Source organism: Stenotrophomonas sp. RG-453 (assembly GCF_033843685.1).
Lineage (GTDB): Bacteria > Pseudomonadota > Gammaproteobacteria > Xanthomonadales > Xanthomonadaceae > Stenotrophomonas > Stenotrophomonas bentonitica_A.
In genome coordinates, this window is the sequence record NZ_JAMYED010000001.1 from 15,157 (window position 1) to 39,372 (window position 24,216).

Annotated in this window: 21 protein-coding genes; 8 read left to right on the plus strand and 13 right to left on the minus strand. The window is 67.3% G+C overall.

Features of this window, described 5'->3' with window-relative positions:
* Nucleotides 1-108: 108 nt before the first annotated feature.
* The 4 genes from NJD74_RS00080 to NJD74_RS00095 form a co-directional block, all read right to left on the minus strand.
* Entirely contained in the window at nt 109-1,053 is a 945-nt protein-coding gene (locus NJD74_RS00080; protein WP_046273496.1) for a DegV family protein, read from the minus strand.
* A gap of 89 nt (nt 1,054-1,142) precedes the next feature.
* A complete protein-coding gene (locus NJD74_RS00085; protein WP_319623612.1) occupies nt 1,143-1,775 on the minus strand; it encodes a DsbA family protein in 633 nt (210 codons plus the stop codon).
* Nucleotides 1,776-1,848: 73 nt separating this feature from the next.
* On the minus strand, nt 1,849-3,129 hold the full coding sequence (locus tag NJD74_RS00090; protein WP_319623442.1) for an amidohydrolase family protein: 1,281 nt from the start codon (nt 3,127-3,129) through the stop codon (nt 1,849-1,851).
* Entirely contained in the window at nt 3,126-4,532 is a 1,407-nt protein-coding gene (locus NJD74_RS00095) for an amidohydrolase (protein ID WP_070425916.1), read from the minus strand. Before NJD74_RS00095 ends, NJD74_RS00090 begins: the two co-directional genes overlap by 4 nt.
* A gap of 252 nt (nt 4,533-4,784) precedes the next feature.
* On the opposite strand from NJD74_RS00095, the gene NJD74_RS00100 reads away from it, so the two are divergent.
* From NJD74_RS00100 to NJD74_RS00115, 4 genes are all read left to right on the plus strand, one after another.
* Complete coding sequence (locus tag NJD74_RS00100; protein ID WP_319623443.1) at nt 4,785-8,369, plus strand: autotransporter domain-containing protein; 3,585 nt, start codon at nt 4,785-4,787, stop codon at nt 8,367-8,369.
* A gap of 166 nt (nt 8,370-8,535) precedes the next feature.
* Entirely contained in the window at nt 8,536-8,910 is a 375-nt protein-coding gene (locus NJD74_RS00105) for a hypothetical protein (protein WP_070473639.1), read from the plus strand.
* Between the two features lie 66 nt (nt 8,911-8,976).
* Nucleotides 8,977-9,753: an AMP nucleosidase gene (locus NJD74_RS00110; protein WP_070473636.1), complete on the plus strand. Its 777-nt coding sequence runs from the start codon at nt 8,977-8,979 to the stop codon at nt 9,751-9,753.
* A gap of 52 nt (nt 9,754-9,805) precedes the next feature.
* On the plus strand, nt 9,806-10,345 hold the full coding sequence (locus NJD74_RS00115; RefSeq protein WP_019183764.1) for a DUF924 family protein: 540 nt from the start codon (nt 9,806-9,808) through the stop codon (nt 10,343-10,345).
* A 77-nt stretch (nt 10,346-10,422) separates the two neighbouring features.
* Here the strand turns inward: NJD74_RS00115 and grxD are convergent, their stop codons facing one another.
* On the minus strand, nt 10,423-11,349 hold the full coding sequence (gene grxD / locus NJD74_RS00120) for a Grx4 family monothiol glutaredoxin (protein WP_046273500.1): 927 nt from the start codon (nt 11,347-11,349) through the stop codon (nt 10,423-10,425).
* Between the two features lie 58 nt (nt 11,350-11,407).
* Between grxD and NJD74_RS00125 the strand changes: the two genes are divergently transcribed.
* On the plus strand, nt 11,408-12,184 hold the full coding sequence (locus NJD74_RS00125) for a polysaccharide deacetylase family protein (protein WP_070473634.1): 777 nt from the start codon (nt 11,408-11,410) through the stop codon (nt 12,182-12,184).
* A gap of 30 nt (nt 12,185-12,214) precedes the next feature.
* Here the strand turns inward: NJD74_RS00125 and NJD74_RS00130 are convergent, their stop codons facing one another.
* From NJD74_RS00130 to NJD74_RS00150, 5 genes are all read right to left on the minus strand, one after another.
* Complete coding sequence (locus NJD74_RS00130; protein WP_046273502.1) at nt 12,215-12,538, minus strand: hypothetical protein; 324 nt, start codon at nt 12,536-12,538, stop codon at nt 12,215-12,217.
* A 35-nt stretch (nt 12,539-12,573) separates the two neighbouring features.
* Nucleotides 12,574-12,945, minus strand: coding sequence for a hypothetical protein (locus NJD74_RS00135; protein ID WP_046273503.1), 372 nt, complete (start codon nt 12,943-12,945; stop codon nt 12,574-12,576).
* A 68-nt stretch (nt 12,946-13,013) separates the two neighbouring features.
* Nucleotides 13,014-13,697 carry a class I SAM-dependent methyltransferase gene (locus NJD74_RS00140; protein ID WP_046273529.1) on the minus strand — a complete coding sequence of 228 codons (684 nt, stop codon included), beginning with the start codon at nt 13,695-13,697 and terminating at the stop codon, nt 13,014-13,016.
* A 17-nt stretch (nt 13,698-13,714) separates the two neighbouring features.
* On the minus strand, nt 13,715-14,335 hold the full coding sequence (locus NJD74_RS00145; protein ID WP_070473633.1) for a GDSL-type esterase/lipase family protein: 621 nt from the start codon (nt 14,333-14,335) through the stop codon (nt 13,715-13,717).
* Nucleotides 14,335-15,609 (minus strand): pyridoxal phosphate-dependent aminotransferase, encoded by a 1,275-nt coding sequence (locus NJD74_RS00150; RefSeq protein ID WP_070473632.1) that lies wholly within the window; start codon nt 15,607-15,609, stop codon nt 14,335-14,337. The genes NJD74_RS00145 and NJD74_RS00150 overlap by 1 nt, the downstream gene beginning before the upstream one ends.
* Nucleotides 15,610-15,785: 176 nt before the next feature.
* On the opposite strand from NJD74_RS00150, the gene rsgA reads away from it, so the two are divergent.
* The 3 genes from rsgA to NJD74_RS00165 all read left to right on the plus strand — a co-directional run bounded on the left by rsgA (nt 15,786) and on the right by NJD74_RS00165 (nt 20,634).
* Nucleotides 15,786-16,892 carry a ribosome small subunit-dependent GTPase A gene (rsgA, locus tag NJD74_RS00155; protein ID WP_019183772.1) on the plus strand — a complete coding sequence of 369 codons (1,107 nt, stop codon included), beginning with the start codon at nt 15,786-15,788 and terminating at the stop codon, nt 16,890-16,892.
* A 19-nt stretch (nt 16,893-16,911) separates the two neighbouring features.
* Nucleotides 16,912-18,165: a flavohemoglobin expression-modulating QEGLA motif protein gene (locus NJD74_RS00160; protein ID WP_026069868.1), complete on the plus strand. Its 1,254-nt coding sequence runs from the start codon at nt 16,912-16,914 to the stop codon at nt 18,163-18,165.
* Between the two features lie 177 nt (nt 18,166-18,342).
* Nucleotides 18,343-20,634, plus strand: coding sequence for a TonB-dependent receptor (locus NJD74_RS00165; protein ID WP_019183774.1), 2,292 nt, complete (start codon nt 18,343-18,345; stop codon nt 20,632-20,634).
* A gap of 221 nt (nt 20,635-20,855) precedes the next feature.
* Here NJD74_RS00165 and phbB read toward each other — a convergent pair whose 3' ends face one another.
* Genes phbB through NJD74_RS00180 form a run of 3 tightly spaced genes read right to left on the minus strand, consistent with a single transcriptional unit; the run spans nt 20,856 to nt 24,172 of the window.
* Nucleotides 20,856-21,596, minus strand: a complete 741-nt coding sequence (phbB, locus tag NJD74_RS00170) for an acetoacetyl-CoA reductase (protein ID WP_019183776.1) — start codon at nt 21,594-21,596, stop codon at nt 20,856-20,858.
* A gap of 25 nt (nt 21,597-21,621) precedes the next feature.
* The gene (locus tag NJD74_RS00175) at nt 21,622-22,950 is read right to left on the minus strand and encodes a CitMHS family transporter (protein WP_046273531.1); all 1,329 of its coding nucleotides are present in this window, start codon (nt 22,948-22,950) and stop codon (nt 21,622-21,624) included.
* 40 nt (nt 22,951-22,990) lie between these two features.
* Nucleotides 22,991-24,172, minus strand: a complete 1,182-nt coding sequence (locus NJD74_RS00180) for a porin (protein ID WP_319623444.1) — start codon at nt 24,170-24,172, stop codon at nt 22,991-22,993.
* Nucleotides 24,173-24,216: the final 44 nt, after the last annotated feature.

Sequence of the window (24,216 nt, forward strand, 5' to 3'; positions counted from 1 at the left end):
ACCTCCATTGAATGCGGCAAGGCTGGCAGAGACGCGGTGGAATCCGCGTGCAGAACCGGCGGCCGTGCCCGGCTCGTGGCATGGCCGCTGCAGGGCTGGCCAGTGTGCTCAGCCGCTGAAGACATGCGGGCCGTCGGCGAAGCCGATCGTTACCGCGCCCTTGCCCACGTTGACCATCCCGGTCAGGCTCATGACCGCCTCGAACACATCCACGCCCTGCGCCTGGCAGGTCTCACGCAGCGCGGCATAACCGGGCAGGGCCCGCAGGTCGGCCAGCTCGCCGCCGTAGCTGATGCACACCGTGGGCGTCATCAGGCCGGCCTTGACCCGTTGCCCGACGAAATCGAACAGCTTCTGCACGGCGTTGTCGAAGCCCTTGATCTTGGCCACCGGCCCGGTCTCGCCGCGGTAGCCATGCAGCACCGGCTTGATGTCCAGCGCACTGCCCAGCGCGGCGCTGATCAGCCCCACGCTGCGATCGCCCTTGTGACGTGCGCGGGCGCGCATGTAGTACAGATCGCGGGTGATCATGTAGCCGTGCACGTTGTGCGCCAGCAGTTCCAGCCGTTCGCGGATCTGCTGCACGCTCGCGCCGCTGTCGCGCAGGCGCACCGCTTCCACCGCGGTCACGCCCTGTGCGGCGAACAGGTTCTGGGTATCGAGCACGCGCAGCGCGAACGGTGAGTTGAACCCTGCCGCCTGCCGTACCGGCTTGTAGTCGTTGAGGATCGCGAAGCTCGCCTGCATCGCGTTATCATGGATCGGGCTGCGGGTCTTGGTGATCGTCATGCAGAAGACATGGTCGTAGTCGATCACCAGTTTGCCCAGGAACAGGTCCCGGATCTGGTTGACGGTGAACGGAATGGTCTCCGCCTCGGCGCCGTGCTCGGCTACGTGGGCATGCAGGAAACTCAGCGTGGCCTGTTCGTCGCGATGGTCGGCCAGCATGGCCTCGCCGATGCGGACGGTGATCGGCAGCAGCACGATGTTGTGTTGTTCAATGAAATCCTGCGGCAGATCGCACGCAGAGTCGACCACGATTCCGATGCGCATCCTGTGCCCCTCCGGCAGGTTGTAGGTTCGGAAACGTGAACGCTATCTCAAAACGGCTCGCCTTGCCTGACCGGGGAGCCGGCCCGGGCTCAGCGGCTGCGTTCCACCGCCACCGGCAGATCCTTGATCCGGGCCCACTCCCCCTGCTCAAGCAGGCGCGGATCGGCCAGCACCGCCTGCATCAGCGGGTGGGCGTCGTTGCCCCAGAACAGTTCGCTGCCGATCGCCAGCGTCGGCACGCCGAACACCCCCGCGGCCAGCGCGGCATCCGTGTTGCGCCGCAGTTCCTCTTTGACCGACGGTGCGCCGATCGCCGCAGCGACATCGGCGATGTCCAGCATCGCGCCGGGCAGGGCGAGCGCGGCCGCACTGTCGCCGGCGTGGCCGTCGCGCCAGATCCAGTTGAACAGGAGGTCGACCGTCTCGTGGGTGGCCCCGGCGGCCAGGCACAGGCGCAGGGCGGCCAGCGGATTGAATGGGTGGCCCGCTGGAAAACGCAGTGTCACCCCGGCGCTGCGGGCCTGCCACAGCGCCTGCCGATAGGTGAACAGTCGTTTGGCGGGGATCTCGGCAGGGCCCAGATTGCCCAGGTGGTGCAGCACCGCGCCGAAGGCGATCGGCACCGGCACAATGCTCTTGAACTGCGGCAGGGCCTTGAGCTGCTGCCAGTGCAGGTAGGCGAACGGTGAGACGAAATCGAAATACCAGCGCAGGGCCATGATCGGGTGCTCACGTTGCGGGACGGCAGTGCCGCCGAACGCAGGGCCGCCGCAGGCAGCGGCCCTGTGCAGGGACTCAGCGCGAGTATGCGCGCGGTTCGCTCGACGCCGGCGCCTGGTAGCGGTCGCGCAGCTCGGTCTGGCGCGACCGCATCGGCATCGCGCGACCGCCCAGCCAGACCTGCTCGGCGTAATGCCCGACATCCAGCGGATCGCCTTCCCACAGCACCAGATCGGCCAGCTTGCCCGGCTCGATGGTGCCAAGCCGGTCGCCGACGCCCAGCGCCTGGGCCGGCACCCGGGTCAGGCCCGCCAGGCCATCATCCCAGGGCAACCCGTTGGCGACGGCATTGCCGGCCAGCTGGCGCATCTTGCGCGCGTTGTGCGAGGCATCGTCGCGCTGGGCGAAGCTGACCGGCACGCCGGCCGCCTTCAGGCGCGCGGCGTTCTGCAGGGTCGCGCCGAGCTGATCGAAGCTGCTCGGCAGGTTGCCCAGCCCATCCACGAACACCGGCACGCCGGCCTGGGCCAGCTGCGGGGCCAGGCGCCACGCCTCGGCACCGCCGGCGATGGCGATCCTGACCTTCTCGCGGCCGGCCCAGCGCAGCAGCTGGCGGATGTCGGCGGCGCGGTCGACCTGCACCACGATCCGCCCCTGGCCGGCCAGGTAACGCGCGAGCGTGGCGCGCCCGGCCGGTGTCAGCAGGGCATGCGGCGAATCGGCCGGAACGCGGCCCCGTGCTTCGCTGACCATCTGCTCCAGCAGCATCCATTGCGCGGCGCGCGAAGTGCCGGTCAGCTCCGCACCGGACGCGCCGAGACGAATGAACAACGCCTGCGGGCCGACCGGATCGGCGCTGCCGTCCAGCCGCACCACCCCGCCCTGGCCGGCGATGAAGCCGCCGCCGGTATTCGCCCCGAGCAGGGTGAAGCCGATGCCGTCCAGCCGCGCGACCGGGATCAGCACCGAGTCCGGATTGAAGGCCAGGGTCACGTCGAATTCCGGGCGCAGCGGCTGGTCGTCCAGTTTCAGCGTGCTGTCCACCGTGGCTGACTCCCCGGAGACTTCTTCGATGCCGATATCGGTGATGCCGCCGAACAGCGCCGGGGTCAGTGGCTTGCCCGCCGCCTCGACCACGGCCACGCCGGCCGGCGCCGACAGGCCCGGACCGACGGCGCGGATCACGCCGCCCTGGACCAGCACGTCGCTGTGCTCCAGGCTGCCGCGCGCCGCGGCGGTATGTACGGTGGCGTTGCGGATCAGCAGGTCCTGCGCGGACACGGATGTCGCTACGCAGGTACCCGCAAGCAACAGCAGTGCGCGCGGCAGCAGGCGCATCGGGACGCGGCGGCTCATGGGCGTGCCTCCTGGCCAAGCATGAAGTCCGACAGCGGCTGCCGCCTCACGTCCTGGCGGTCATAGACCTGGTGGCCATCGACGTAGACTTTCTCGGCCAGCGCATAGGAGCTGAAAGGACTGCCGTTCCACACCACCACATCGCCCATCTTGCCGGCCTCCAGGCTGCCGGTCTGCGTTTCCACGCCGAGCGAGCGCGCTGCGTTGGAGGTCAGCCACATCATGGCCCGCTCCGGGGCGATCTCGATGCCGGCACGACGTGCGTTGGCGATCACCTTGGCCGCCTCCTGGTTCAAGCGCTGGATGCCCTCGGGCGAATCGGAATGCACGATCGCGCAGCTGTTGGCCGGGCGGTCGACCAGCGCGATGTTCTCCTGGATGCCATCGAAGGCTTCCATCTTGAAGCCCCACCAGTCGGCCCACAGCGCACCGCACACGCCTTCCTCGGCGAGCCGGTCGGCCAGCTTGTAGGCCTCCACCGCGTGATGGAAGGCGGCGATCTTGAAGCCGAACTCCTTGGAGAGATCCAGCATCGTGGCCATCTCATCGGCGCGGTAGCAGTGGATGTGCACGCGGATATCGCCCTGGATCGCGCCGGCCAGCGTATCCAGCTTGAGGTCGCGCTTGCCGCCGCTGTCGCCGGCACTGTCGCCCTTGTCGTCACCGCTGAACCAGCGCTTCTTTTTCGGCTGTTTCGGGGTGTTCTTGGCGATGTACTCGCTGGCATCGATGAAGGCTGCACGGTAACCGGCGACATTGCCCATGCGCGTGCCCGGGGCGGTGCCCTTGCCACCGTAGACACGCTTGGGGTTTTCGCCGCAGGCCATCTTCAGGCCCCACGGCGCACCGGGGAATTTCATGGACTGGTAGGTCGTCGCGGGTACGTTCTTCAGGGTCACCCCGCGGCCGCCGACCAGGTTGGCCGAGCCGGGCAGTACCTGCATCGAGGTCACGCCGCCGGCCAGTGCCGCGGCAAAGCCGGGATCCTGCGGCCACACCGAGTGCTCGGCCCAGACATTGGCGGTGACCGGTGCGGTCATCTCGTTGCCGTCGCTGTGCGCACTCACGCCCGGGCTGGGATACACGCCCAGGTGCGAGTGCACATCGATGATGCCAGGGGTCACCCACTTGCCCTGGCCATCGACACGCACCGCATCGGCGGGGGCTGTGAGGCCGGTACCCACCGCCGCGATGCGGCCGTCGCGCAGCAGCACATCGGCGTTGTCCAGGCGCACGCCGGTGCCGGTGAGCACGGTGGCATTGCTGATCAACACCGGGGCCGAGGCGATCGGCGCATAGGTACTGGGGTAGGGATCCTGGAGGAAGCGCGACGCGGCGGGCGCCGGCGCGGACACGATCGACATCAACGCCAGGCCAACGCCGACGCTCAACAACTTCTGCATGGTTCTCCCCGAAGCCGCATGGACACAATGGCTCGACGCTAGCCGGGAGCGGGGCGCCTTGCCAAGTGACCTTTTGCATATTTTTATCAAATGGGACCTAGCATCGTTATGAGACACAATTGTGAACTTTCCATGAATTTTTCGGGTACGCTCAGGTCGGCATCGGCGTGATCGATGCCGGCTCCAGAAGCATTGCTGATCCTCCCGTTCCAGATTCCGACACTCGAACCAGATCAAGGAAGTTCTCAGTACATGACCCTGCACTCCCTGTCCCGCGCGGCGTCCCGCCGTCCTTCGCCGTCCCTGCTGGCCTCGGCCATCACCGGCACCCTGCTTGCCGCCATCGCCGTTCCGGCGCTGGCCAGCCCCACCACCGATGTCCTGCAGCGTTACCAGCAGCAGCGCGCAGAGCAGTCCGTCGCGTTCGCGCGTGACCTGCACAGCGCTTCGCTGGCGGCGACCTTTGTTGCGCCGACCGGCGCCAACGACCAGACCGTTTCCTTCACGAGCCCGCGCACCAGCGCCGAGGCCGCCGGCCCCATTCTGGGCAAGCCGGGTGATGTGGAAAGCTGGCATAGCGATGAGTTCAATGCCGACTGGGGTCTGGCCGCGATGGGGGCCGATTACGCGTATGCGCGCGGCCTTACCGGTCAGGGCGTGCGCCTGGGCGTGTTCGATTCGGGCTCTGCCCTTGCCCACGACGAATTCGCCGGACGCAACACCTCCAGTATCTCCATCGGCAACGGCGGCTGCGCCGACCCGAGCATCGTGGCGGGCGAAGGCGCCTGCGGCAGTACCCGCGGCGACCAGCCCGGGTACAACTACTACGGTCTGGGTCCCGGCGTGCCTCCAGCGCTTGCTGATCGACTGATCGCGGCGGGCCAGCCGTACGGCTTCAGCTACGCCGACCATGGCACGCACGTGTTGGGTACCGTTGGCGCCAACCGCGATGGCACCGGGATGCATGGCGTGGCCTTTGGCGCCAACCTGACCGCTGCCCGCGTCTTTGGCGACACGTATTACGAGTGGCGCCTGGATCCTGACAACTTCTACCGGCCGCGTGCGCTGTATCGCACTGACCCGGACGATGCAGCAACGCTGGACATGTATGCACAGGCCGAGGCACAGGGCGTGCGCGTGCTCAATCACAGTTGGGGTATCTCGACCCGCCATGCCACGGTGGCCAGTCTGGACGCGCAGTACGCAGCGATCGGCGCGGACTATGGTGTTTACGGCAGCATTTACGGTGATACCGAGGGTGCACCGGGTTCCAAGCTGATCCAGGTGTGGTCGGCAGGCAACTCGGCCGGGGGGATGGCCGGCATCACGGCGGCATTGCCGCGCTGGAACCCGGAGATCGAGCCGTACTGGCTGGCCGTCGCGAATGTCCGCCTCCCCACCGCAGGGGAAACGGACTACGTCATTGATGCCAGTTCCAGCATCTGCGGTGCTTCGGCCAACTGGTGCCTGTCCGCACCGGGCACCAACATCGCCAGCACGATCGTGGCCGGCGAGATCAACGGTCGCATGGAGCTGACCGAGGATTACCTGCGTTTTCTCATCGAAAGCGAAAGTCCTGAATACACCTACGGCTACAAGACCGGCACATCGATGGCGGCACCGCACATCACCGGTGCGCTCGGTCTGCTGATGGAGCGCTTCCCGTACCTGGACAACGCACAGGTACGCGATGTGTTGTTGACCACGGCACGCGACCTGGGCGCGCCCGGCGTCGACGCGATCTACGGCTGGGGCATGGTCGATCTGAAGACCGCCATCGAAGGCTACGGCCTGCTGCGCGTGGACACCGACGTGGTCATGAACCAGAAGGCCGGTGGCCTGAAGGTGTGGGAAGGCGATGCGTGGGACGACTGGACCAATGACATCGGCGGCCCGGGCAAGCTGACCAAGTCCGGCATCGGCTGGCTGCGCCTGAGCGGTGACAACAGCTTCAACGGCGCCATCGTGCGCGACGGCGTGCTGGAACTGGACGGTGCCAATGCACTGACCGCTTCGGTCGATGTGCAGGGCGGCCAGTTCCTGCTCAACGGCAGCCTGGTGTCCACCACGCTCAACAGCCTGGGGGGCAGCAGCGTGATCTCCACCACGGGCGTGCTCGATGGCTCGGCACTCAACGTGACCGGCGGCTCGGTCACCTTCAACGGCCTGCAGCAGGCCGGCGACACCACGGTCGGCAGCGGCGGCAGCTTCGTGCTCAATGGCCGGCTGGTCGACAGCTCGCTGACCTCGGCGGGTGCCACCCGCGTCAATGCCGGGGCCCTGCTGGACGGCTCGGACCTGTTCGTCACCGCCGGCACCGTGTCCTTCAACGGCGTGCAGCAGGATGGCGCGACGGTGGTCGGTGCCAAGGGCACCTTGAAGGGCGTCGGCACGCTGGGCAGCACCCGCGTGGAAGGCATCATCGCCCCGGGCAACTCGATCGGCACGCTGACCGTCAACGGCGATTACGTGCAGACCGCCACCGGCATCTACCAGGCCGAGCTGGCGCCGGGCAGCCGCAGCGATCTGCTGCGCGTCACCGGTACGGCTACGCTGGGCGGCACGCTGAAGGCGCTGCCGGAGGCCGGCGTGTACTACCTCGGCGAGCAGTTCAACTTCCTGCAGGCCGGTGGTGGCATCAACGGTCAGTTCGCCACGACCGACTTCTCGGCCTTCTCGCCGTTCCTGAAGTTCAGCCTGGGCTACAGCGCCAATGGGCTGCGCATCGACGTCGCCCGCGGCAACGCGCTGGCCAGCGCTGCGGTCACGCCGAACCAGATCGCCGTGGCCACCAGCGCCGATGGCCTGGCCATCACCCAGGGCCTGCCCAGGCCGCTGACCCAGCTGTTCCCGGCCCAGGTCGGTGCAGCACTGGATGCGCTGAGTGGTGAACTCCACGCCGCCACGCCGATGGCGCTGGTGGAAAGCAGCCGCTACCTGCGTGATGCGGCCCTGAGCCGTGCGGTCGGCGTGCGTTCGCCGGGTGCCGCGGATGAGGCTGCCGGTGGTGCATGGGTGCAGGCGATCGGGGGCAGCGGCAAGCTCGATGGCGATGCCAACGCTGCGCGCACCGATTCCAACAGCAACGGGCTGCTGGTCGGCGCCGATCATGTGTTCGGTGGTGGCTGGCAGGTCGGTGGGCTGGTCGGTACCGGCCGTACCGACATCAAGCAGGCCGCGGGTCGCGGCGCCCGGTCGGAGATCGACAACACCCACTTCGGTGCCTACGTGGGCAACCAGTGGGGGGCATTTGGCCTGCGCGCCGGTCTGGGCTATTCCCGCCATGACGTGGACAGCAAGCGTCAGCTGACGTTTGCCGGCTACCAGGACGCACTGTCGGCCAAGTACGACGCCACCACCCGCCAGGGCTTCATCGAAGGCGCGTACCGCTTCGGTGGTCGCGAGGCCGGGCTGGAGCCGTACCTGCAGTTCGCCCGGGTCGAGGTGGATGTGGACGGCATCAGCGAGCAGGGGGGCGCTGCGGCACTGCACGGCCAGGTCGCCGACACCCGCACCAATGTGGCGACCGCCGGCGTTCGGTTCGACAAGGGCCTGAAGACCTCGTGGCAGCAGGAAAGCTGGCTGCATGTCCGCGGTGGCGTCGGCTACCGCCGTGCCTCCGGCGACCGCAGCCAGGTCGCCGATCTGGCCTGGACCGGCGGCATCAGCAGCTTCGCGGTCAGCGGTGCGGCGATTGCCGACAACGCCGTGGTCGCCGAGCTGGGCCTGTCGGCCTGGTTGAGCCCGCGCAACCAGCTGGAGCTGGGCTACAACGGCACCTTCGGTGACGACGCCCGCGACCGCAGCGTCACCGCGCGCTGGTCCGTGCAGTTCTGATCCAGCGGTACCGGTAAACGGGAAAAGGCGGCCATGGGCCGCCTTTTTCTTGCCCACGGCCGCCAGGTCGCGATCGCCACTTGCGCCGCTGTCATCCAACGTGGAAGGTTCAAGCAGGCGGGCAACCCGCGCCCGCAGAGAACCGGACAGTCACAAGGAGGTGTCGATGAAGGTAACCGAAGGCTTTGATCGCAGGCATGCCAGGCACTACTACCTGGTGCTGGTCCTGCTGGCGTTCGCGTCTGGCCTGATGCTGGTGGCCGGCTTCGTGGAGCATTCGCCCAGCGGGCTACCCAACGAGGTGCGCATCGTCCTCGCCGCCCTCTCCCTGTTGTCGTGCACTGCCAGCTACCTGGCCATCAAGCGGATCCAGCACCCCTTTCTGTTGGTTGGCATGTCCTCCATCGCCTTTGCGGCGTCGCTGTGGGGCTTTGGTGCGCCCATGGCGCTGGTCCTGCTGCTGGCCATACCGGCCGCCCTTCTTTCGCTGGCCTCGCTCATCCTCCACGGCAAGGCCGATGGGATCGACCACCCGGATTGAGTGCCCACCCTCGAGGCCACGGGGCGGGTCTCGCAGAATTGTCGCCTGTCGTTCGTTGGATCCATCATGAAAACCAAGCAGGACATCGTTGAAAACTGGCTGCCGCGCTACACCGGCGTGCCATTGGAACACTTCGGCCAGCACATCCTGCTGACCAATTTCGGTGGCTACCTGCATACCTTTTCCCAGCTCACCGGGGCGCCCATCCAGGGCGCGGACCGGCCGATGGCCAGCGTCACCAGCGACGACATCACCCTGATCAACTTCGGCATGGGCAGCCCCAACGCGGCCATCATCATGGACCTGCTGTCGGCGGTGATGCCCAAGGCCGTACTGTTCCTGGGCAAGTGCGGCGGGCTCAAGCGCAAGAACCAGCTGGGTGACCTGATCCTGCCGATCGCCGCGATCCGTGGCGAGGGCACCTCCAGCGATTACCTGCCACCGGAAGTCCCGGCCCTGCCGGCCTTTGCCCTCCAGCGGGCGGTCTCGACCATGGTCCGCGACCTCGGCCACGACTACTGGACCGGGACCGTCTACACGACCAACCGCCGGGTCTGGGAGCACGATGATGCCTTCAAGGAAAAGCTGCGGGTGATGCGCTGCATGGCCATCGACATGGAGACGGCAACCCTGTTCGCCGCCGGCTTTGCCAACCACATCCCGATCGGGGCCTTGCTGTTGGTGTCCGACCAGCCGATGATTCCCGACGGCGTGAAGACCGAGGTCTCCGATGCCAAGGTCAGCTCACAGTTCGTCGAGAACCATATCCAGATCGGTATCGAGGCACTTAAGCTGATACGGCGCAACGGCAAGTCGGTCCGCCACCTGCGTTTTGACGAGTAACGGCAATGGAACGGATGGGCGTCTTGGGGCGGGCCATTCACAGGGGTAGTAAATGGACGTGGCGGCACAAGTAGTGGAGTTCTGGCGCGACGCCGGACCGCAGAAGTGGTTCGCGCGCGATGACGCGTTCGATGCGCGGTTTCGCCAGCAGTTCCAGGACGCGCATTTCGCCGCCGCCCGGCGTGCCCGCGAGCATTGGCTCAGCAGTGCCGATGGCGCGCTGGCACTGATGATCCTGCTCGACCAGTTCCCGCGCAACTGCTTCCGCGATACGGCCCATTCCTACGCCACCGATGGCCTGGCGCGTCATTACGCCATGCGCGCGGTGGAAGAAGGCCTGGACCTGCAGCTGGTACCCAAGCTGCGGGCCTTCATCTATCTGCCGTTCGAGCACTCCGAGGATCCGCAGGACCAGGAACGCTCGGTGGCGATGTTCGATGCGCTCGGCGACAAGGAATACCTGCAGTACGCCGAACTGCACCGCGACATCATCCGCCGGTTCGGCCGCTTCCCGCACCGCAATGCGGTGCTGGGCCGGATGCCGACGCCGGAGGAACTGGATTACCTGGCCGAAGGCGGGTTTGCGGGATAACCGATGGACGCCCGGGCGCCACGCACAAAAAACGCCGGCATTGCCGGCGTTTTTCGTATCGCGCTACGTGCTGAAGATCAGTACTTCGGCACGCCGTTGTCCACCTCGTTCGACCAGGCATCGATGCCGCCGGTGATGTTGGACACCTTGGTGAAGCCCAGGGCACGGAACTGCTCGGCGGCCTGTGCGCTGCGGCCACCGTGATGGCACAGGAAGGCCAGCGCGGTGTCCTTGGGCAGGGCTTCCAGGCGGGCGCGGTTGTCGCCGTCGAACGTTTCGAACGGGGCGTTGATCGCCGCGATCGCACGCTCGTCGGCCGGGCGCACGTCGACCACGGTGATGCTGCCGGCACGCAGCTGGTCGTCGGCGTCGCGCACGCTCAGTTCCTGCACCGCCTTGGGGGCGTTCGGGTTGTCGATCGCCAGGCCCTTGCCGCGGATGTCGTCCACCCAGTCGATGGTGATGCCTTCGGCACGACGGGCGCTGGCCAGGTCGAACTGCACGCGCAGGCCGTTGGACTCGGCGGCGATCGCGTTGTCGTCGTGCGGGGCCAGCTGGAAGTTCGGCTGGAAGCGCGCGTCGATGCCCAGCTGCAGCGCAGCACCCGGGGAATCGGCCAGCGCGCCGCGCAGCATTTCCACGGCGGCCGGGGTCACGGTGATGCGCGGCGGGGTGCGGTCCGGGGCGGCAAGCCCAAGCACGCTGCTCAGCTCACCGCTGCCGGCCATCTGCAGGATGATGTCGCTGCCACCGATCAGCTCGCCATCGATGTACAGCTGCGGGATGGTCGGCCACTCGCCGTAGGCCTTGATGCCTTCGCGGATCTCCGCGTCGGCCAGCACGTTGACGTGGTCGAACTCCACGCCGAGGTCCTGCAGGGCGCCGACGGCCTTGGCCGAGAAACCGCACTGCGGCATGCTCGGCTGACCCTTCATGAACAGCACGACGCGGTTGGCGTTGAGAATGGATTCGATGCGCGAGCGCAGGGCGGGATCAAGGGACATGACGGTCGGGGTCCGGATATGCGAACCGCCTATTCTACGCGGCATGGCATCATGGGGCATGACCGTACCGGAAACGTTGTATCGCATTCCCCGGCGCCCCTGGCGCTGGCTGCCGTGGCTGGTGCTGTCGCAGGTGCTGGTGGTGCTCGCCTGGGTCGCCTGGGGCTGGCGCTGTGGGCTGCCGCTGATGGTGGCGTCCCATGCCCTGTTCATGGTGCCGGTGTTCCTGCCCAACAGCCCCTTCTATGCCCCGGTGCTCAGCCGCCTGCCCGGCCAGGCGCGCAAGGTCTGGCTGACCATCGATGATGGGCCGTCGGAAGAAACCCCGGCGGTGCTCGAGCTGCTGGACCGTTACGAGGCCAAGGCGACCTTCTTCCTGGTCGGTGAACGCGCGCAGGCGCGGCCGGAGCTGGTGCAGGCGATGCTGGCCCGCGGGCACAGCCTGGGCAACCACAGCCACAGCCACCCGCAGACCCGCTTCTGGCGGCTGGGGCGGCAGGCCATGGCGGAGGAAATCGCGCTGTGCCAGCAGGCCCTCACCGCGATCGCCGGCACGCCGCCGCGCTGGTACCGCTCGGTGGTGGGGATGACCAATCCGTTCGTGGCCCCTGCATTGAAGCAGTGGCAGCTGACCCGGGTCGGCTGGAGCGCCCGTGGTTTCGACGGTGTCGATTGCACGCCCGGCCAGGTGGTCGAGCGGATCACCCGTGATCTGGCGCCCGGCAGCATCGTGCTGCTGCATGAGGGGGCCGCGCATGGCCACAACCTGGCCATCATCGAAGCGGTGCTGCAGGCGGTGCAGGCGCGTGGCCTGCATGCCGGCCTGCCGGACTGACGCCAGACCGGGGACCGGCGCAGGCCGGGCTCAGCTCAGCGAGCCGATGACCATCAGCAGCACCACGCCGAGCATGCTGCCGATCGAGAACACCAGGCCGAGCACGGCGAACACGCGGCGGCGGTCCGCCTGCAATGCACCGGCCACGCCCAGGCCGAAGGCCACCAGCTGCATCAGGGCGGTGAGCATCAGGCCAAGACCGACCAGGATCGCCGACATCGAGGTTTCTTCCATGCCGCCTGGCGTCGTGGTCTCGATGATGCCGGCGATGACGACCAGGCCCAGCATCAACACGGCGCCGCACACGGCGGTAATGAACGCGGCAATACCCATGCCGGAATGAGGGGTGTGCATCAGGGCTCCTTGTCGATGCGGTGGAACGGACGGTGTCAGTGGGCCAGGGCGGGCGTGGTCGGGGTCGTGGCGCCTGCGGGCGGGTGCGACGCATGCCACTGGTCGCTGATCCAGCCCCCGAGCGAGAGCTGGGCGATCAGCAGGCCCAGGGTCACCAGCAGCGCGATGATGCCGAACAGGCGGCGCCGGCGGGGTTGCAGCACGCTGCCCAGGCCGAGCAAAAGGGCCAGGATCGCCAGGCCGACGCTGCTGCCCAGCAGTGCGGCCAGCGACCATGGCAGCTCGCGCATCGCCGCGTGTTCGGGCGCATGGGCGTAATGCATGCTCAGCAGCAGCATCACCAGGCCCACGCCACTGACGATCAGCGCGGCGATGCCAAGCGCGGAATGTCGGGTCTGTCGAGGCATGGGCGGCTCCGTGCCGGAAGGGGGGCGCGAGTATGCGCGCGTGCGGCCGGTGGCGCGAGCCACGTCGGTCAAGCGACGCGCGCCCGATCGCCGACGATCAGCCAGTTGTTGAACGGGGTGTTGCCATACAGCGGTGTCATCCGCAGCTGCAGCCCGGCCCGCTCCAGGGGGGCGCGCAGGCTCCCGGCATCGGGGTAATGGCGTGGCCGCGTGCCCATCCACCCGACCAGGTGCGCGAGCATGTCGGTGATGCGCGTGGTGCGATCGCGGCCACTGTTGTCGGCCAGCACAGTGCGGATCACCAGCCGCGCACCGGGCGCCACGCGGGCGGCGGCCTCGTGCAGCAACCGGGTCTGGGCCGCGGCGGGCAGGTACTGCAACACGTCCAGCAGCGCGACGTTGCCGTGGTGTGCGGGCAGGGCGGCGCTGGCATCCACGCAGGTGAACCGGGCGTGCGGCAGCGCGGCGCGTGCGCTGGCCCGCTCTGCGCGGGCCACTTTGTCGGCGTCGATATCCAGGCCGTGGTACGCCAGCGCACTGCCGTGCTGGTGCAGCACGTGGGCCAGCAGGCCCAAACCGCAGCCGATATCCAGCAAGGGCGCGGCAGGAGCATCCTCCAGCGCGGCGAGCACCCCGGGATACAGCGGATCGCTGCCAAGTTTGCCGCGGCTGTAGTAGTAATCGCGGCGGTTGCCGAAGCGCTGTGCCGGCAGGAACGCCGTGGCGATCCGGCGGGCCTGTTCCCTGGCCAGCGGCAGCGTGGCCTCGCTCAGCGGCTGGGCTCCGCCCACAGCACGCGCGTTACTTCAAACGCGCGCTGGTGCCACAGCGTGTACATCGCCGCGGAGGGGTGCAGGCCATCGTCGGCCAGCATCACCGTCTCGCCCCCCCATTGGCGGCTCAGGTCGGTGATGTCGACAAACGCTACATCGTGCTCGGCGCAGATCGCTGCCGCCGCCGCGTTGTAGGCATCCAGTTCCTGCCCGATCTGCACGCGGTCTCGCCCGGATGCCACGGCATACGGGGTCACGCCCCAGTCGGGGATCGAGAGCACCAGCACCCGCGCGGCACGGTCACCGGCGAAGGCGAGCGCGCGCTGCAGCAGCGCGGTGAAGCGCGGGCGGTACTCGTCCACGCTGCGCCCACGGTATTGATCATTGACCCCGATCAACAGGCTCACCAGCTCGAACGGCCCCTGCGGTGCGCCTGCATCGATACCGGCCTCGAGCTCGTCGGTGGTCCAGCCGGTGGTGGCGATGATCCTGGGATCGTCCACCGCCACGCCGATATCGCGCAGGGCGGCGGCCAACTGCATCGGCCAGCGCCCGGCGGGGTCAACGCCTTCGCCGATCGTGTAGGAATCGCCCAGGGCCAGGTACGGCAGGCCCATCAGGCCACCGCGCTGCGCGGCTTGAGCGGCACCACCTTGGTGTTGGCCTCGGCACGCCGTGCCAGGGCGCGATCGATGCGCGCGAACACATCACGCATGACCTCCGGCTCGGGCAGCAGGGTCACACGGAAGTGGTGGCGGTAGGGCACGTTGAAGCTCGAGCCCGGGACCACCAGCACGCCTTCCTCGTTCATCAGTTCCAGCGCGAAATCATGGTCGTCGAAGCTGCGCGCCGCCGCACCGACCACCGCCGGGAACGCATACAGCGCACCGGCCGGGGCCACCAGCGACAGGTGCTCGCTGGCATTGCAGGCCTCGATCACTGCGCGGCGGGTTTCATACAGGCGGCCACCGGGCGCGCACAGCGGCGAGATCGTGTCCGGCCCGTTGACCGCCGCATCGATGGCGTACTGGCCCGGCACGTTGGCGCACAGGCGCAGCGCACTGAGCAGATCCATCGCTGCACGGAACTCGCCCAGCCGCTCGGCCGCACCGGACAGCATCGCCCAGCCCACGCGCCAGCCGCAGGCGCGATGCACCTTGCTCAGGCCGCTGAAGGTGATGCACGGGTGGTCGCCCGCCAGTGGTGCGACGGCATGGAACTGCGCGTCGTCGTAGAGGATCTGGTCGTAGATCTCATCGACCATCAACAGCAGGTTGTGCTTGGCTGCGATGGCGACGATGCGCTCCAGCAGCTCACGCGAGTAGCTGGCGCCGCTGGGGTTGTTCGGGTTGATCAGCACGATCGCGCGGGTGCGCGAGGACACCAGCGCCTCGATCTCGACCGGGTCGGGCTGGAAGCCGTTCTCCGGCGCGCAGCGGTAATAGACCGGGCGGCCATCGTTGAGGATGGTCGCGGCCGACCACAAGGGGTAATCGGGCGAGGGCACCAGCACTTCGTCGCCCGGGTTGAGCAGGGCGCGCAATGACAGGTCGATCAACTCGCTGACGCCGTTGCCGATGAATACCCGGTCCGGGTGCGCATCGGGTGCGCCGCGCCGGGCGTACGCGGCGGCGATGGCTTCGCGCGCCTCCGGCAGCCCCTGCTGGTGGGTATAGGGATCGGTGCGGCCCATGTCGTCGGCGATCGCGCGCTGCAGGTGCTCCGGCGCACGGAACCCGAAATTGCCCGGGTTACCGATGTTGAGCTTGATCAGCTTGCGGCCCTGGGCCTCCAGCTCCCGCGCTCGTCGCGCCAGTTCGCCCCGGATCTCGTAGCGGACTTCGGACAGGCGCTCGCGGGTGGCGAGCGGCTTCAGCGGAGGCGTGGACATGAACGGGCCGTCATTCAGGCATGGAAACCGCATGGTAGCGGAATTGTTGCGTTGCAGGGCAAGCGTTTCCGGCCGCATTCCCTGCGCTGGCAAGGCGGTTTCAACTGAAAGGATTTCCACGGGTCGACCCCAGCGCCGGCCCATCGCGGCGACGCCCGGCCGCCACACCCTTTAGAATGGGCACGATGAGCGAACCCACTGATTACCGTGCCCTGCAGACCATCGGCTGGCCCTGGCCGGGCGGCCCTGAACTGCCGGCCTGGCAGGCCCTGTTCGAGCAGTTCCCGCAGGCGCGCCCGGGCCGGGTGATCGAGCAGCATCGCACCGGCTACATCGTGTCCGATGCACCTGACGCGGCGATCAAGACCGAGTCGCCGCCGGAGTGGCAGCGCCCACGCTTCCCCAGCCACGAGCGCGCAGCGGTGGGCGACTGGGTGCTGCTGGAGGGAATCAAGATCGTGGCCCTGCTGCCGCGGCGCACCGCGATCAAGCGTGGCGCGGCCGGCGAGCATTACCACCAGCAGGTCATCGCGGCCAACATCGATACGGTGTTCATCGTCTGTGGCCTGGATGCGGACTTCAATCCGCGCCGGATCGAACGCTACCTGCTGCTGGTCGGCGGGGGCGGCGCGCAGCCGGTGGTGGTGCTGACCAAGGCCGACCAGACCGAATACAGCCAGGACGCCCTGGACGTGCTGGAAGAACTGGCCGCGCAGAACATCCCGCTGCTGGCCATCAACGGCAAGGACCCGGCCAGTGCCTCGGCCCTGCTGCCGTGGCTGGCCGCCGGCCAGACCGTGGTGCTGGTGGGATCTTCCGGGGCCGGCAAGTCGACCCTGACCAATACGCTGCTGGGCGAGGAGCGGATGAAGACCGCCGATGTGCGCGTCAACGACTCGCGCGGGCGCCACACCACCACCCACCGCGCGCTGATCCCGCTGCCGGCCGGCGCCTGCCTGATCGATACCCCCGGCATGCGCGAACTCAAGCCGACCGGTGAGGAGGCCCTGAGCGAAGGTGGCTTCTCCGACGTGGAAGCCCTGTCGGCGCAATGCCGCTTCCGCGACTGCGCCCACCAGCGTGAGCCGGGCTGCGCGATCCGCGCGGCCATCGAGGACGGCACGTTGGATGAAGAGCGCCTGCTCAACTACTTCAAGCTGAAAGAAGAAGTGGCCGCCGCCGCTGCCAAGCTGGCCGTGCGCCAGGCGCAGCAGGCGATCGAACGCAAGCACGTGGGCAAGGGCGCCCAGTGGCGCCCGGGCGGTAAGGGCGGCCGGCGATAGCTTTTGCTACTGTCCGTCCATGGACACGCCAATGACCGTGGATCGTGACGTTGCCCACCACACCGCGCTCGATGCCCAACTGGTCGAGGCGGTGGGCGGGATCAAACTGCTGGGATTGACCAGCTGGCCGGCCGCGCTGCAGGCCCCGTTCCTGGCCAGCGTCGCCCGCGGCCAGCCGGTGCTGCCGCAGGTCGATTACCCCCGGCTCGATTTCAGCGATACCCGCCACCGGCTGGCTGCGATCAGCGCCCAATGCGATCCCGACCATCCCATCGGCCTGTATGTGCAGCGCTCGGCGCACAGCTGGGACCAGGCCGCCGGCCTGCTCGAATCGCTGGGCACCGCCGAGGTCGACCGTTATTCGGTGGAGTTGTTCGGCGCGCCGGAGCAGCCATTGCCAGGCAATGGACCCAGTACCCGCGATGCTGCCCGCCACTTCATCCAGATCGCGCAGGAGCTGGACCACGAACTGCTCGCACCCGAAGAGCAGGTGCCGGTCTCGGCCACTGCGCTGCAGCTGCAGTTGCAGAGTGATCTGGATGCGTTCTTCGAGTCGCGCATCATCACCGTGCAGCTGGACCCGGAGCTGATTTCCAAGGCCGCCGCCGGCCCCAACCGGATCCGCCTGCGCACCAGTGCCCGCTTCAGCGCCTATGACCGCGCGCAGCTGTTCCACCATGAAGCACTGGTGCACTCGCTGACCGCACTCAACGGACGCGAGCAGCCGCACCTGCCCAGCCTGGCGCTGTCGTCGCCGCGGGTCACCGCCACTCAGGAGGGGCTGGCCACGTTCGCCGAACAGATCACCGGCAGCATCGACATCGAGCGCCTCAAGCGCATCAGCCTGCGTACCGAAGCCATCGCGATGGCACGCGAGGGCGCCGATTTCATCGAGGTGTTCCGCTATTTCTGCGCGGCGGGGCAGAACAACGAAGAGAGCTTTGCCTCGGCCCAGCGCGTGTTCCGCGGCGTGCCGCCGAGCGGCGGCGCAGCCTTCACCAAGGACACCGTGTACCTGCGCGGGCTGGTCTCGGTGCACACCTTCTTCCGCCACATGCTGGCCGAGGACCGCCTGCAGGTCTGCCGCTGGTTGTTTGCCGGCAAGATGTCGCTGACCGATGCGATCGCGTTTGCGCCGCTGTTCGAAGAGGGCATCCTGCGCCCGCCGCGCTGGCTCCCGCACTGGGTCAGCCGCGCGAATGGGCTGGCCGGCATGCTCGCCTTCTCGCTGTTCGCCAACCGCATCCGCATGGACCAGCTCGCACCCGAGTAGTGCCGGCCGCTGGCCGGCAAGCTCGCGCGCCTTCCACATGCACTCAGTGCGTTAATGAGCACTGCATCGCAATTCATCTGCGATGACCCGCACCGTAAACATCCTTTCATGTTCCGCTCGCATGCTGGTCATGCACCTGCATTGCGCAGGTCATCTTCCCCCATGTAACGGACGACCATGCTTACCCGACCCCTGACGATCGCGGTGGCGCTCGCGCTGTGCGCCGCCAACGCCCACGCTGCCGATGTAGACGCCACCGCCGCTGCCAACGTCGCGCTCAGCGCGCAGACCCTGGACACCGTTTCGGTGATCGGCCAGGGCGAGACCCGCCAGGTGCAGCGCATCACCGCCGTGGACAAGGAAGTGCTGCCGCCGGGTACCAGCGGCCAGAAGATCCTCGACCGCCTGCCAGGCGTCTCCGTGCAGTCCAACGATGCCTTCGGCGCCAATGAAGAATCGCAGACGATCAGCCTGCGTGGCTTCGACAAGAGCCGCCTGGGCTACACACTGGACGGCATCCCATTGGGTGACAACAGCTACGGCAACTACAACGGCCTGAGCATCGCGCGTGCGCTGATCGCCGAGAACCTGGCCGGCGCCGAGCTGTCGCAGGGCATCGGCTCGCTGGGCGTGGCCTCCACCAGCAACCTCGGTGGCACCATCCAGTACTTCTCGCAGGACCCGTCCACCGAGTTCGGCGGCAAGGCCAGTGTCACCGTCGGCGATGACAACCAGCGCCGTGGCTACCTGCGCGTGGACACCGGCGATATCAATGGCTTCTCTGCCTACGTGTCCGGCGTGCACCAGGACGCGGACATGTGGGCCGAGCCGAACCAGAACCAGACCACCCGCCAGTTCAATGCCAAGGCGATCTGGAACGTGGGTGACAATCGCTTCGGCGCGTTCGCGGCGACCTCGCGCGTGAGCCAGGCCAACTACGCCTACCTGTCCAAGAGCATGTTGGCGCGCGGCCTGGGCTGGGACTGGAACATCTACGCGCCGGACTGGGATCGCGCCGTCGCCGCCGCCTATTGCGCACCGGGCACCTACAACGCCCAGAAGTGTGCGTTCACCGGTGGCGTCAACAGCATCGATGATGCGTACTACCAGAGCCGCGCGCTGCGTGATGACAACCTGTATTCGCTCGATGCTGACCTCGCCCTGGGCGACAGCGCCCGCCTGAAGCTGCTCGGCTATCACCACGAGAACCGCGGCCAGGGCCACTGGTGGGCACCGGGCCAGCCGTCCAACCCCGGCACCCCGGAGATGTTGCCGATCTCCATCCGCAGCACCAACTACACCATCAACCGCCAGGGCATCACCGCCGCGCTGAGCTGGCAGTGGGGCATCCATTCGCTGGAGGCAGGGCTGTGGTACGAGCGCAACGACCACAACGTGGAGCGCAACTTCTACTACATCACCGGTCCGTTCCTGGATGACGGCTACCTCAACCACCCGGACCGCCGCCTGTTCGACCAGGACTTCGACATCCGCACGCGCCAGTTCTACGTGCAGGACCGCATGCGCTTCCTGGACGACCGCCTGACCGTGGATGTGGGCATCAAGAGCCCGAACACCCGCATGACCGCCAATGCGAAGCCGGGCACCGAAGCCAGCTACGCCTCCGGCACCCTGACCGCCAAGGAATCGGTGCTGCCGCAGGCCGGTATCGGCTTCAAGCTGAGCCCGAACCAGGAAGTATTTGCCTCGTACTCGGAGAACATCGCCGCCTTCGTCGGCGGCGGCAGCGGTGGCCCGCTGCAGGTCTCGCCGGAATCCTTCGCCGCCAGCGCCGGGCTGGAGCCGGAAAAGTCCAAGACGCTGGAAGCGGGCTTCCGCACCTTCGGCGAGAAGTACCAGGCCTCGATCGCGGCCTACCACGTGATGTTCGACAACCGCCTGCTCTCGCTCAACCCGTGCACCAGCATCGAAGTGGGTACGCGACCGGAGTGCATCACGCGCTTCATCAACGTCGGTTCGGTGAAGAGCCGCGGTGCGGAACTGACCTTCATCCTCAAGCCGATGGACGGCCTGCAGTGGTACAACGCGCTCTCGTGGAACAAGACCACCTACGAGGACAACTACACCTCGGGCGGTGCGATCGTGCCGGTGGCCGGGAAGATCACGGTCGATACGCCCGAGCGCATGGCCTCCAGTGAAATCAGCTGGAACCGCGATGGCTTCTTCGCCAGCCTGCGCGCGAAGTACACGGGCAAGCGGTATTACACCTACACCAACGACCAGTCGGTGCCGGGTGTGACCACCTTCGATGCGGGCATGGGGTACTCGTTCGGGCCGGGCATGGGCCTGCGCGACATCAAGGTCTCGCTCAACGCGACCAACCTGACCAACAAGCGCTACGCCGGCCAGCTCAGTTCGTTCGCCCCGACCGACCCGACCGGCACCCGCTACGCGATCCACGCCAGCGCGCCGCGCCAGCTGTTCATGACGGTCGCTGCGGAGTTCTGATCCGGTGGGGTAGCCACCGACCGTCGGTCGGTGGTGCCGGTAGTGCCGGCCGCTGGCCGGCAACCCCCTGAACCCGCCATCGCGAGGCGCCGGCCAGCGGCCGGCGCTACCGAAACGACGTCCACATAACGCAAACCAGCGAAAAAAAAGCCGCGATGCCAATCAGCATCGCGGCTCACCTCGTGGGGGAGGTCACGCATCAAACAGGACGCGCAAAATCCTCAGAACATGTGCAGACCACCATTCACCGCATAATCCGCACCCGTCACATACGCCGCGTCATCCGACGCCAACCACGCGCACAGACTGGCCACCTCCTCCGGCTTGCCCAGACGACGGATCGGCACCGAACCCGCCAGGCGATCCAGGACATCCGGCGGGAAACTACTGATCGACTGGCTCGCGATATACCCGGGCGAAATCGTATTCACCGTCACCCCGCGCGTTGCCACCTCATTGGCCAGCGCCCGGCTGAAACCATGCATCGCCGCCTTTGCCGTCGCGAAGTTCACCTGGCCGATCTGGCCCTTGTGCGCACTGACCGAGCCGATGTTCACGATCCGGCCCCAGCCGCGCGTGCTCATGCCATCGATCACCTGCTTGGTGATGTTGAACAGCGCGTGGAGGTTGGACCCCATCACTGCATTCCAGTCGTCCGGGCTCATCTGGCGGAACAACACGTCGCGGCTGCCCCCGGCATTGTTGACCAGCACGTCGATCTCGCCCACCTCGGCTTTCACTTTCGCAAACGCCGCCACCGTGGAGGCCCAGTCCGCTGCATTGCCCTCCGAGGCGATGAAATCGAACCCAAGCTCGCGCTGTTCGCGCAGCCAGGCAGCCTTGCGCGGCGAATTGGGTGCGCAGCCGGCCACCACGGTGTGGCCGTTGCGGGCCAGCTTCTGGCAGATGGCAGTGCCGACACTGCCCATGGCGCTGGTGACGTAGGCGATGCGAAGAGTCATGGCGGAACGCTCCTTGGTAAACGGGTCAGGACGCAAGCGGATACAGACCGAACAGCAGCCCACCGAACATCAGCAGCAGCGAAATGCCGATGGCCCATTTCAGGGTGAACTTCTGGTGGTCGGCGAACTCCACCTTGGCCAGGCCGACCAGCAGGTAGGTCGAGGGCACCAGCGGGCTGAGCAGATGCACCGGTTGGCCGGCCAGCGAGGCACGCGCCATTTCCACCGGGGTGATGCCGTAGTTGCCGGCCGCTTCGGACAGGATCGGCAGCACGCCGAAATAGAAGGCGTCGTTGGACATGAAGAAGGTGAAGGGCATCGAGGCCAACGCGGTGATCACCGCCAGGTACGGACCCCAGCTGTCGGGAATGACCGCCAGGAAGCTGTGCGACATCGCCTCGACCATGCCGGTGTTGTTGAGGATGCCGGTGAAGATGCCGGCCGCGAAGATGAGCGACACCACCGACAGCACGTTGCCGGCGTGGTTGACCACACGGCGGCGCTGCTCGGCCAGGTTCGGGTAGTTGATGACCAGGGCGATGGCGAAGCCGACCATGAACAGCACCGGCATCGGCAGCACGCCCATGATCAGTGCGGTCATCAGGGCAAGCGTCAGGGCCAGGTTGACCCACAGCAGCTTCGGCCGCTTGATGTCTTCGGCATCTTCCACGGTCGGCAGGGTGTTGCCGTCATCGGAGACGCTGTTGTCCATCCAGCTGCCGCCCTGCGGCAGGGTCACCACGCCCAAGCGACGGCGCTCCTTCATGCCCAGGTACCAGGCCAGCACCAGCACGCCGGCACAGGCGATCACCATCGAGGGGATCAGCGGCACGAACACGTCGGCCGGGTCCACATGCAGTGCCGTGGCGGCGCGTGCGGTCGGGCCGCCCCACGGGGTCAGGTTCATCACGCCGCCGGCGAGGATGGTCACGCAGGTCATGTTCAACGCGTTCATGCCCAGCCGCTGATACAACGGCAGCATCGCCGACACGGTGATCATGTAGGTGGTCGAGCCGTCGCCGTCGAGCGAGATCAGCATCGCCAGGATGGCGGTGCCGAGCACGATCTTCATCGGGTCGCCCTTGACGAAGCGCAGGATGATCCGCACCAGCGGATCGAACAGTCCCGCATCGATCATCACCCCGAAGTACAGGATGGCGAACATCAGCATCACGCCGGTCGGCGCGATCTTCTTGATACCTTCCAGCATCATGTCGTCGATGCCGGCCGCGAAGCCGCCGATCAGCGCGAACAGGATCGGAATGGTGATGAGGGCGACCAGCGGCGAGAGCCGCTTGCTCATGATCAAGTACATGAATGTAATGACCATGCCAAAGCCGAGGATGCTCAGCATCATCTGCATTCTCCAGAAGCAACAGAGGGGAAGGAGGGGATCAGAAGTCGTACTGCAGGCGGCCGGTCACGGCACGGGTGCGGTCCACGGTGGCGTCGGCCAGACGGTCCCGGTTGCGGCTTTCGATCAGGTTGAGCATGAAGCGCAGGTTCGGGCGCATGTACCAGTTGCCGCCCAGCGTCCAGGCTTCGGTCTGGCCGTCACGCAGGTCGGGCTGGCCGATCAGGTGCTGATCGCCGCGCATCTGGTCGTAGCGCAGCGCCAGTTCGAACGCGCCGGCCCGGTGCTGGAAATCCTTGACCCGGCCAAAGCGCCCGGTCTTGCGGTCGTACACGCGCGATTCGCCGGTGACGAACCAGCTGACCAGCCCGTAGCCGGCCAGCACCTTGCCGCGCTGGCTGCCGTCGTCAAACGTGGCACCACTGAACTCGCCCTGCCAGGACAGCGGCCCGTTCACCTGAGCGTATTCCAGCGACCACTTGTTGACGTCGGTATCGCGCCCGGCCGAGAAATCGACCAGGGTCAGGCGGCTGTTGTCGGAGAGGTGGCCGGCCGGGCGCGGGCGGATGCGCAGGGCAGGCACGCCGTCCGTGCCGGGGTTGTCGTAACGCTCATGGGCCAGCGAGAGACCCAGGTGCAGCACGTCGCCGGCAGTGGCGCCCGGCGCCCAGGTAGCGCGGCCACCGGCGGCACGGCCTTTGACCTGCCATGCGTCGATGCTCTCCAGGCTGTAGGCGCTGGCCGCCCACGTCATGTCGCCGCGTGCGGCCTGCCAGGACGCGCCGAGGCGATACAGCGGGGCCAGCGTGGTGCCGGCGTTGCCGCGCTCCAGGAAGGAGCCGTAGTTGGAGCTGGTGCGGTCATCCAGCGAGAAGAACTGCTTGAACTGGCCCACGGTAAGCTTGCCGGCATCGCCGAAGCTGCGGCTGACGAACACGTCCTTGGCCTCGACCCGGTCGCCGGAGAAATCCGCTTCCATCTTGTAGTCGACCACGAAGAACTTGCCGGATACGTCAAGCCACGCGCGGCGGATCTCGGTGTCGTCCTTGTTCGGGGTGTCGCGGCGGTCGTTGTGGAAATCGGCGAAATCCAGGTGCAGGCGGCCGCCGAGGCTGGCGGTCACCGGGCGCTCGTCATCACGGTCGTCGGCGGCCCAGGCCGGCGCGGCCAACAACAGCGTGCAGGCAGCCGGCAGACAGCAGCGCAATGCGTTCAGTTCCATGGACCCTCCCAGGTGCCGGATGTTCGGTGGTGACGCGAGGGCGC